Annotated in this window: 7 protein-coding genes; 3 read left to right on the forward strand and 4 right to left on the reverse strand. The window is 66.3% G+C overall.

From position 1 onward, the window contains the following. Positions 1-18: 18 nt before the first annotated feature. On the forward strand, positions 19-1986 hold the full coding sequence (locus ACLP9N_RS10525) for a serine/threonine-protein kinase PknD (protein ID WP_442407347.1): 1968 nt from the start codon (positions 19-21) through the stop codon (positions 1984-1986). 3 nt (positions 1987-1989) lie between these two features. On the opposite strand, the gene ACLP9N_RS10530 is transcribed toward ACLP9N_RS10525, so the two are convergent. Both ACLP9N_RS10530 and ACLP9N_RS10535 read right to left on the reverse strand, forming a co-directional pair. Beyond that, the gene (locus ACLP9N_RS10530; RefSeq protein ID WP_442407348.1) at positions 1990-3192 is read right to left on the reverse strand and encodes a CoA transferase; all 1203 of its coding nucleotides are present in this window, start codon (positions 3190-3192) and stop codon (positions 1990-1992) included. After that, positions 3192-4121 (reverse strand): class I SAM-dependent methyltransferase, encoded by a 930-nt coding sequence (locus ACLP9N_RS10535; RefSeq protein WP_442407349.1) that lies wholly within the window; start codon positions 4119-4121, stop codon positions 3192-3194. The genes ACLP9N_RS10530 and ACLP9N_RS10535 overlap by 1 nt, the downstream gene beginning before the upstream one ends. Before the next feature lie 149 nt (positions 4122-4270). Between ACLP9N_RS10535 and ACLP9N_RS10540 the strand changes: the two genes are divergently transcribed. Further along, positions 4271-5917, forward strand: a complete 1647-nt coding sequence (locus ACLP9N_RS10540; RefSeq protein WP_442407350.1) for an AMP-binding protein — start codon at positions 4271-4273, stop codon at positions 5915-5917. A gap of 118 nt (positions 5918-6035) precedes the next feature. Next, a complete protein-coding gene (locus tag ACLP9N_RS10545; RefSeq protein ID WP_442407359.1) occupies positions 6036-6695 on the forward strand; it encodes a cation transporter in 660 nt (219 codons plus the stop codon). On the opposite strand, the gene ACLP9N_RS10550 is transcribed toward ACLP9N_RS10545, so the two are convergent. Continuing rightward, the gene (locus ACLP9N_RS10550; RefSeq protein ID WP_442407351.1) at positions 6692-8659 is read right to left on the reverse strand and encodes an ABC transporter ATP-binding protein; all 1968 of its coding nucleotides are present in this window, start codon (positions 8657-8659) and stop codon (positions 6692-6694) included. The genes ACLP9N_RS10545 and ACLP9N_RS10550 overlap by 4 nt on opposite strands. Next, positions 8656-9665: ABC transporter ATP-binding protein (locus ACLP9N_RS10555; protein ID WP_442407352.1), on the reverse strand; the 1010-nt coding region annotated here is incomplete at its 5' end. The genes ACLP9N_RS10550 and ACLP9N_RS10555, both read right to left, overlap by 4 nt.

Here is a 9665-nt window from a genome sequence, read left to right on the forward strand (position 1 = left end):
TGAAGGGAGCGTCGAGAAGTGAACGATTGTGAGCTGGCTTCGCGGGCAGGAACGCGTTTCGGGCCCTATCAGCTGGTGCAGTTGCTGGGCCGGGGCGGGATGGGCGAGGTGTATCAGGCCGAGGACACCCGCAAGCACCGGGTGGTGGCGTTGAAGCTGATCTCGCCGCAGTTCTCCAACAACTCGGTATTTCGCGCGCGGATGCAACGCGAGGCCGACACGGCGGGGCGGCTGACCGAGCCGCACATCGTGCCGATCCATGACTACGGCGAGATCGACGGGCAGTTCTTCGTGGAGATGCGCCTCATCGACGGCGCTTCGCTGCGCACCCTGTTGAAGCACTACGGTCCACTGACCCCGGCGCGGACGGTGGCCATCGTGCGCCAGATCGCCGCCGCGCTGGACGCCGCGCACTCCAACGGCGTGACGCACCGCGACGTCAAACCGGAAAACATCCTGATCGGCGGCAACGACTTCGCGTATCTGGTGGATTTCGGCATCGCCCGCGCCGCCACCGACCCAGGGCTGACCCAGAGCGGGACCGCGGTCGGCACCTACAACTACATGGCCCCGGAGCGGTTCACCGGCGATGAGGTCACCTACCGCGCCGATATCTACGCGCTGGCCTGTGTGTTGGGCGAGTGCTTGACCGGGGCGCCGCCGTACCAATCCGACAGTGTCGAACGGTTGGTCGCCGCGCATCTGCTCGACCCTGTCCCGCGGCCCAGCCAGCAGCTGCGTCCCGGGATGATTCCGGTCGCCCTGGACCAGGTGATCGCCATGGGCATGGCCAAAAACCCCGACGAGCGTTTTCGCACCGCCGGTGAGCTGGCCGCCGCCGCCCACGACGCGCTGACCGGACCCGAGCAGCGCCTCGAAACCACGATTCTGCGGCAAGGCGACAACGGGAGCCTGCTCCCCGGCGCCCTGCACGCGCTGCGCGCGGCGTCGCGGGCCTATTACGGTGTGGTTCCTAACCTCGGGCCCAGCGACGAGACGATGGTGCGTCCGGTATCCCTTCCCGTTCCCGAGCGGGGGAGCGGCACCAGCTGGCCCCCGGTGATGCAGGACTTCACGCACGGCGCCCCGAGGCCCGGTCGGAAACGCAAGCGGTGGATCATTGCCGGCGCTGCTGCACTGGCGCTCGTCTCCGCCATCGGTGTCACCGGCTACCTGGGAACGCGTCCGTCATCAGCGTCCTCGAAGCCGGTGTCCGGGCAAACTGTGCTGCCGTTCAACGGCATCGACTTCCGCCTCTCTCCCGGCGGGGTGGCGCTGGACAAAGCCGGCGATGTGTTCGTCACCAGTGAAGGCATGTACGGGCGGGTGGTGGAGTTGCCGGCGGGATCGAGCACCCCGACGGTGCTGCCGTTCAGCGGCCTCTACCAACCGCAGGGGCTGGCGGTGGACAACTCCGGCGCGGTGTACGTCGCCGATTTCAACAACAGGGTGATCAAATTGGCGGCCGGGTCGAACAACCAGACCGTGCTGGGATTCAGCGGCCTCAATTACCCCGAAGGGGTGGCGGTGGACGGCCAGGGCGACGTGTATGTCGCCGACCGCGGCAACAGCAGGGTGTTGAAGTTGGCGCCCGGGTCGAACGCCCAGACGGTGCTGCCGTTCACCGGGCTGAAGAATCCCGATGGTGTGGCGGTCGATCCCGCCGGCAACGTCTACGTCACCGACACCGACAACAACAGGGTGCTGGAGTTGGCCGCCGGGGCGGCCAGCCAGACCGTGCTGCCGTTCACCGGCGTCAGCGCGCCGTGGGGTATCGCGGTGGACAACGCCGGCACCGTCTACGTCACGGAACACGACGCCAACCAGGTGATGAAGTTGGTGTCCGGGTCGAACACCCCGACCGTGCTGCCGCTGACCGGGCTCAACACCCCCTTGGGGGTGACGGTGGACGGTGCTGGTAACGGGACCGGCAATGTGTACGTCGCCGACCGCGGTAACGACAGGGCGGTCAAGCTGACGCCCTGAGCATTACGACGCGGGTTGTGGTGCGTTGAGAAACTCGTCGTTGTGTTGGCCGGCGGCGGGCGGGGGATCGGTGGCCACGGCGTCAAAGCTCGAGTAGCGCGCGGGCAAGCGGACCACTTTGATCGCCCCAATTTCCGGGTCGCCGCTGCCGACTTCCAGCGCGAGGTCGTTCTCGGCGAACAGGTCGGTGTCGACGACCTGCTTCCAGGTGTAGGCGAGGCAAGCCATCAGACCACCTTCCTGCAGCGCCTCAACCCATTCGGCGGCGGTCTTGGCGGCCAGCGCCGATTCCAGTTCCTCGGTCAACTCGGGGTAATTGATCGCCCGTGAGCGCTGGTCGGCGAACCGCTCGTCGTCGATGAGGTCTGGCCGGCCGATGATCTGGCACAGCTTGGTCCAGTGCTTGGGCACATAGGCGCTGATGACCAGGTAGCCGTCGGCGGCTTTGAAGGCGTCCGACGGCTGGGTCGCAAAGCCAACACCCCTGCGTCGCTGAGCTTTTGGTGCGGATTCAGGTTTGGGGCTTGCGCTCGGCTTATTCAGGTGGATGGTTAATTGACTGGCCTGCAGGCTAACCGCGACGTCATACATCGCGACTCGCACGACGTCGCCCACCCCGTGGCGCTCACGGTTGAGCAGCGCGGCCAGCACCGCTTGGGCTAGCACGTGACCGCTGGCGGCGTCGACGAGTTGGAACGGAATGATCTGCGGTTTGCCGCTCGGTGTGGGCATCCCGGTGGTCATGCCTGACTCGGCCGCGACCATGAGGTCGACGCCCGGTCGGCTGCCGTGCGGGCCGTTGCCGCCGTAGGCCGACAGGCGCGCATAGATGAGTTTGGGGTTGCGGGAACGCATTTCGTCGGGACCCAGGCCCATGCGTTCCATCACCCCGGGGCGAAACCCCTCCAGCACAACGTCCGCGGTATCAACCAGCCGCAGTATCTGCTGCTTGGTTTCCGCACTGGTGAGGTCTGCTATCACCGACTTCTTGCCCCGGTTGTGGGGTAGAAACAACGTGGCCAGCGGCGGGCGTCCGGGCAGGACGGCGGTGATGTGCCGGGCCGCCTCACCGACGGGCGCCTCGATCTTGATGACCTCGGCGCCCAGGTCGGCCAGCACCTGCCCGGCCATCGGTCCGGCTATGTTTTGGGTGAAGTCGAGTACCCGGAAACCGTCAAGTGGCTTGGCGGGCTTGCTGTTTGGCATCAACCGGCCTTTCCATCGTGCAACACCGCGGTGCAGTAGTAGTTCCTGGCGAACGGCGCTTCCGGGTCACTGGACTGCAGCGGTAGACCGTTGTCGGCCAACAACTGATTCAGCGGTGTGCGATCCACGCGCCAGCCACGCTCTCCCAGGTAGCTCGCCACGTCGTTGCGGTCGCCGGGGAAGCCGAGGTTTTCCAGCTCGACGTCGAGACCCCGCTCACGCCAGCGCAGGGTGGCGCCATTCAACGCCTGTAGGTTGGCCGCGGAATTCAGGAACACTTCGGCCACCAGCCGGCTGCCGTCCGCACTGAGCGCGGTGATGCTGTCCAGCAACCTATCCTGGGCGTCGGCGGGCAGGAACCCGAGCAACCCCTCGGCGGCCCATGCGGCGGGTTGCCCGGAATCGAACCCCGCCTGTCGCAGCGCCGACGGCCAATCGTGGCGCAGGTCGATGGCGACGGCCCGGATGTCGGCCGTGGGCCGTGCGCCGAGCGCGCCGATCGTGGTGACCTTGAATTCGATGACTTGCGGCTGGTCGATCTCGAACACCGTCGTTCCCGGCGCCCAGGGCAGTCGGTATCCCCGTGCGTCGAGGCCGGCGGCCAAGATGACCACCTGGCGGACATCCGCCGTGGCCGCCTCGGAGAAGAACGCGTCGATATAGCGGGTGCGTGCTGCCAGCAGGTCGGTCATGCGTTGCATGCCCCACGCCGCACCGGGGTCATCGACATCGGCGGCGTCGAGTTCCCCGGCGGCCCACCGGGTGAAGAAGTCGACGCCCACGGCGCGCACCAGCGGCTCGGCGAACGGATCGTCGATCAGCGCGGCCCTGGTGGCCCGGGCTCGTCCCGAGGCCACCATGGTTGCGGTGGCTCCCACGCTGGTCGCCAGATCCCAGGTGTCATTTTCACTACGGCCGCTGCGCGCCATCCAGATAGTCCTTCCGATCTACTGGTTAGCCAGAATAACTACAAGCGCCAAGGGCTCATCCCAGGGCTCGGCGCACGGTGACCAAAGACCCCTGCAGCTAGTGGCGTTGCGCCCTTATTTGCGGCTGGCCCTCCCGGAAGCATCGACGTGTGCAAACCATAGCGGGAGTAAGCAGGCGCGCGGGTTTGGAAATCTTGTCGCTGCTGCTTTATGCGCGGTCCGGGGGACTGCGGTTGATCCCGCCCGGCCGGATCTTGCCGGTGCTGCGTGCCGTCCACCGCTACGGGATCCTGGGGGCGGCGACGGTGATCACCGCTGCCCGAGACCCCAACGGAGTAGCGCTGATCGACGAGCGCGGTGCGCTGAGTTTCGGCGAGCTCGACAACCGGACTAACGCGTTGGCCAACGAGTGGCGCCGGCGCGGGCTGGGTCCGGGTGACAGCGTGGCCATCTTGGCCGGTAACCACCGAGGCTTCCTGGAGGCCGTCTACGCCGCCGGCAAGTGCGGCGCAGGCGTCCTGCTGCTCAACACCGGTTTCAGCAGCGTGCAGCTCGCCGACATGCTGGCCCGCGAAGGCCCCCATCTCTGCGACCTGTTGGTGTACGACGACGAGTACAGCGCCGTCGTCGCCGACGTCCAGCCGCGGTTGGGCCGGATTCGGGCCTGGGCGCAAACGCCTGCCGCTGACACACTGGACACGCTGATCAAGCACGGCGATCCCAGCTTGCCGCCCCGCTCCGGCGGTCGACCCAAGATCGTCATTTCGACCAGCGGCACCACCGGAGTGCCCAAGGGTGCCGCGCGTTCGGAGCCCTACTCGCTGATACCGGTCGGCGGCTTGCTCGGCAAGGCGCCGTTTCGGGGCCGGGAAGTCACCGAATGCTGTGTGCCGCTGTTTCATTCAATGGGCTTCAGCCATGCGATGTACGCCATGGTGCTGGGCTCGACGCTGGTGCTGCGACGCCACTTCGACGCCCAGCACGCCCTGGACAGCGTGGCCGCACATCGGGCCAGCGCCATGATCGTCGTGCCGATCATGCTGCGGCGCATTCTCGACCTGGGGCCCGAGGCCCTTGCCGCGCACGATCTGTCCTCGCTGCGCATCGTGTTCGTCGGCGGATCCCAGCTTGGCGCCGCGCTGGCCACCCGAGCGCTCGAAGCGCTGGGACCCGTGGTCTACAACATGTACGGGTCCACCGAGGTGGCCTACGCCACCATCGCCACGCCCGCCGATCTGGCGGTCGCGCCCGGATGCGTCGGCGCGGTGGTGCCCGGGTCGGTCGTCAAGGTTTTCACCGACGACCTACATGCGGCTCCCCCGGGGACGCCGGGGCGGATCTTCGTCGGCAACGTGCTGGCCTTCGAGGGATACACCAGCGGCGGCACCAAGGAGTTGATCCGGGGCCTGATGTCCACCGGTGACGTCGGTCATTTCGATCGGGCCGGCAGGCTGTTCATCGACGGACGCGACGACGAGATGATCATCTCCGGGGGCGAGAACGTGTTTCCGGGTGAGGTCGAAGAGGCGCTCACGCATCATCCCGACATCCTTGAGGTCGCGGTCGTCGGCGTTGCCGACGAAGAGTTCGGACAGCGCCTGCGCAGCTATATCGTAAGGCGACCGGGCGCGGCACTGACTGAGCGGGAAGTCAAAGACTACGTCCGAAATCGGTTGGCGCGCTTCAAGGTTCCGCGCGACGTGGTTTTCGTCGACGCCCTGCCCCGCAACGCGGGCGGGAAGGTGCTCAAACGCGTGCTGAATAACCAACTGATCGAAGACGAGGCAGGTGTCTGACTCTCGGTCCTAGGGACCGCCAAAACCGTGAAAACCCAGGTTACGGGCATTGGCACGGATGTATTACGGCTGGGTGTCATCGCAGCTGAGCTCGCGGCGCGCGCTCTACCATCGCCGGATGGAGATGACGACCTCGATTGCCGAGTTGGCGCACCCGACGCCTGTCGCGCCGGACGCCGGGTGGCGGCGAGATGCCCGTTGGGCGCGGCGACTTGCCTGGGTCAGCCTGGTGGTGGTGCTCACCGAGGGGACCGTGGGCCTGTGGGAGGGCTTGGCGGTCGGATCGGTCGCTTTGACCGGGTGGGCGCTCGGCGGCGGGGCTGAGGCGCTGGCAAGCGCGATGGTGGTATGGCGCTTCAGCGGTGCCCGCGTTTCATCGCACTGTGCCGAGCGCCGCGCCCAACGCGGTGTGGCGCTGTCGTTTTGGCTGACCGCGCCATACATCGCCGTCGAATCCATCCGCGACCTGACCGGCGGGCACCACGCCGAAACATCGGTGGTCGGCATCGGCTTGACGGCGGTCGCCTTGTTGCTGATGCCGGCGCTGGGCCGGGCCAACCACCAATTGGGCACGCGGCTGGGCTCTGAAGCCACCGAGGACGAAGGCACCCAGAACTACCTGTGCGCGGCCCAGGCGGCCGGGGTCCTGATCGGCCTCGGGGTCACCGCCGTTTGGTCCGGCGGCTGGTGGATTGACCCCGCGATCGGCCTTGCCGTTGCGGGCATTGCGGTCTGGCAGGGCATCCGAGCCTGGCGTGGCCACGCTTGCGGGTGTTAAGTGTTGGCCGGGTGACAGCGCCACCGCGTTGCCACACCGGACGGCGAGCGTCCCAGGTTCGCGTCATGCGTTAGTAGACACCTCGCCCGGCCAAGCAGTTCGGCATGGTTGCCCTGCTCGACAACCTTGCCGGCCTCCACCACCAGAATGTGGTCGGCATCCCGGATCGTCGAAAGGCGGTGCGCGATAATGAAACTCGTTCGGTTCCGGCGAAGCGCAGACATCGCACACTGAATTAGCAGCTCGGTGCAGGTGTCCACCGAACTGGTTGCCTCGTCGAGGATCAACAGCTGTGGGCGGGCAAGAAACGCTCGCGCAATTGTAATCAGCTGCTTCTCACCGGCGCTGACATTGCCACCGTTGTTGCTGACTTGCGTCTGGTAACCCTCTGGGAGGGTGCGCACAAACCGGTCCAGGTGGGCCGCCGTGGCGGCTTCGACCACCTCGTCTTCGCTCGCCCCTGGCCGCCCGTAGGAGATGTTCTCCGCGATCGTCCCGTCGAACAACCAGGTGTCCTGCAGCACCATACCGATCCGCGATCGCAGCGAGTGCCGGCTCACCGATGCGATATCGACGCCGTCGATCAGGATTGCACCGGAGTCAACCTCGTAGAACCGCATAAGCAGGTTCACCAGCGTGGTTTTGCCCGCTCCCGTCGGCCCGACGATCGCCACCGTGCTGCCTGGTTCGGCGATCAGTGACAGGTCGTTGATCACGGGAGTGCCGGGGTGGTAAGCAAAGCTCACGTGCCGCAACTCGACCCGCCCGGGCGGCCCCTGGCCATTGAGCCGCGGCAGGATCAGTTCCCTGTCTGGTGATACCTCGGGCTCGTCGAGCAGCTCGAACACCCGCTTGGCGCTGGCCATTCCGGACTGCAGGGTGTTGTACATGCCGGCAACCTGGTTTATCGGCTGGTTGAACTGGCGCACGTACTGGATGAACGCCTGGATGCTGCCCAGCGTGATCTGTCCGGTGGCCACCTGCAGACCACCGACCGCCGCCACTGCGACGTAGCCGAGGTTGCCGATGAACGTCGTCGCCGGCGACATCAGACCAGAGAAGAACGCGGCGCCGAAGCTGGCCTCATACAGCTCGTCGTTGAACTCGCGGAATTGTTGTCGAGCCTGGACGCGATGACCGAACGTCTTCAGCACCGTGAAACCGCTGTAGGTCTCCTCGATGTGGGCGTTGAGCCGTCCGGTGTTGGTCCACTGGGCGACGAACAGCCGCTGCGAACTCCGTACGATCGCGCGGGTCACCAGCAGCGACAGCGGCACCGCAAGCAAGGCGATCATCGTCAGCAGTGGCGAGATCGAGAGCATCATCACCAGCACCGTCGCCACTGTCAGCACCAAAGTCACCAAGTGCCTGATCGTCATGGAGATCGATGTCTGCATATTGTCGATGTCGTTGGTAACCCGGCTCAACAATTCACCGCGCTGCCGGCCGTCGAAGTAGGACAGCGGCAGGCGGTGCAGCTTGTCCTCGACATCGGAGCGCAGCGCCCTCACGGTCCGCTGCACGGTGACGCTCAATGTCCTGGCTTGGAGCCAGATCAGCAGTGCGGCCAAGAGATACAGGCCCAACGCCAGCGCCAATGTGCGGCCGACCGCGCTGAAGTCCACGCCCTTCCCGGGTACCACGTTCATTCCGGACAGCAAGTCGGCGAAGGTATCCTCGCCGCGGGCGCGGGCAGCCGCGACGGCTTGTTCCTTGGTAATACCGGCCGGCAGCTGCCGGCCGATAACTCCGTTGAAGATTAGGTCGGTAGCGTGGCCGAGGATTCGCGGGCCGACCGCCGAGGTCGCTATTCCAGCGATGGACAGCACGATCACGGCGGTGACCGGTCCGCGTTGCGGGGCAAGGCGTTTCAGCAGATCTATCGCTGAGCCGGTGAAGTCGCGGGACCGCTGCGGGGGGTCCTGCACCGTCCCGCGGATCGGCCCATCCGTCGGCCCGGTCACGGCTGGCCCCCGACCCCGGCACCCAGCGATTGGGAATCGACGAACTCGACGTATCTCGGGCAGTCGACCAGCAGCGATTCGTGGGTACCCGAGCCGACTACGCGTCCGCCGTCCATGACGACCACCTGGTCGGCCTGTATGACGGTCGAGATTCGTTGTGCGACAATGATGACCGTGGAATCCGCGGAGATCTCCCGTAGCGACGCGCGGACCATGGCGTCGGTGAGCACATCGAGTGCGGAGAACGCGTCGTCGAACAGGGAGACGGCAGGGCGGCGGATGACCGCCCGGGCGATCGCCAGCCGTTGCCGTTGTCCGCCGGAGAAGTTAATTCCGCCCTGGGCTACCCGCATCTGCAGCCCGTCATCGTGCGCGAAGACGAAACCGTCGGCCCCCGCCACCCGCAGCGCTTCCCACATCTCTTCGTCGGTGACTACTTGTTCTGGGGCCGCGCCGTAGCGCAGGTTGTCCGCGACGGTGCCGGAGAACAGGTATCCGCGCTGGGGCACCAGCCCGATCGCCGACCAGAGTCGTTCGGTGTCGTAGTCGCGGACATCGACACCGTCGATGAGGACAGCGCCGGCGGTCACGTCATAGAGCCGGCAGATCAGCGACAACAACGTCGACTTGCCCGAACCAGTGGTGCCGACGACTGCAGTGGTGGTACCGGGCACCGCGGTCAGCGAAACATCCTGCAGCACAGGCCGCTCAGCACCCGGATAGCAGAAGGTGGCCCCGGCCAACCGCACCACACCCGCCGCCCCGCGCGGCGGGAAGATGGGGTTTTGCGGGTTGTCGACGGCAGGACGACTGGACAGCACCTCGGTGATCCGTTCGGCGCACACCGAAGCCCGCGACAAGGCGACCAGGAGCGTTGCCGCCAACGACACCGCCATGAGGATCTGCATGAAGTACGCCAGAAAGGCGATCAGCGAACCGACCTGCATTCGGCCGCTGTCGACGCGCAAGCCGCCGAACCAGATCAGTGCGACGCTCGACACGTTAA

Source organism: Mycobacterium sp. (assembly GCF_052144515.1).
Classification (GTDB): Bacteria; Actinomycetota; Actinomycetes; order Mycobacteriales; family Mycobacteriaceae; genus Mycobacterium.

What these genes read in the sequence shown, in the direction of transcription:
- ACLP9N_RS10530 (WP_442407348.1), bottom strand. Translation starts at nt 3,192, where the DNA reads ATGCCAAACAGCAAGCCCGCCAAGCCACTTGACGGTTTCCGGGTACTC.
- ACLP9N_RS10535 (WP_442407349.1), bottom strand. Translation starts at nt 4,121, where the DNA reads ATGGCGCGCAGCGGCCGTAGTGAAAATGACACCTGGGATCTGGCGACC.
- ACLP9N_RS10545 (WP_442407359.1), top strand. Translation starts at nt 6,036, where the DNA reads ATGGAGATGACGACCTCGATTGCCGAGTTGGCGCACCCGACGCCTGTC.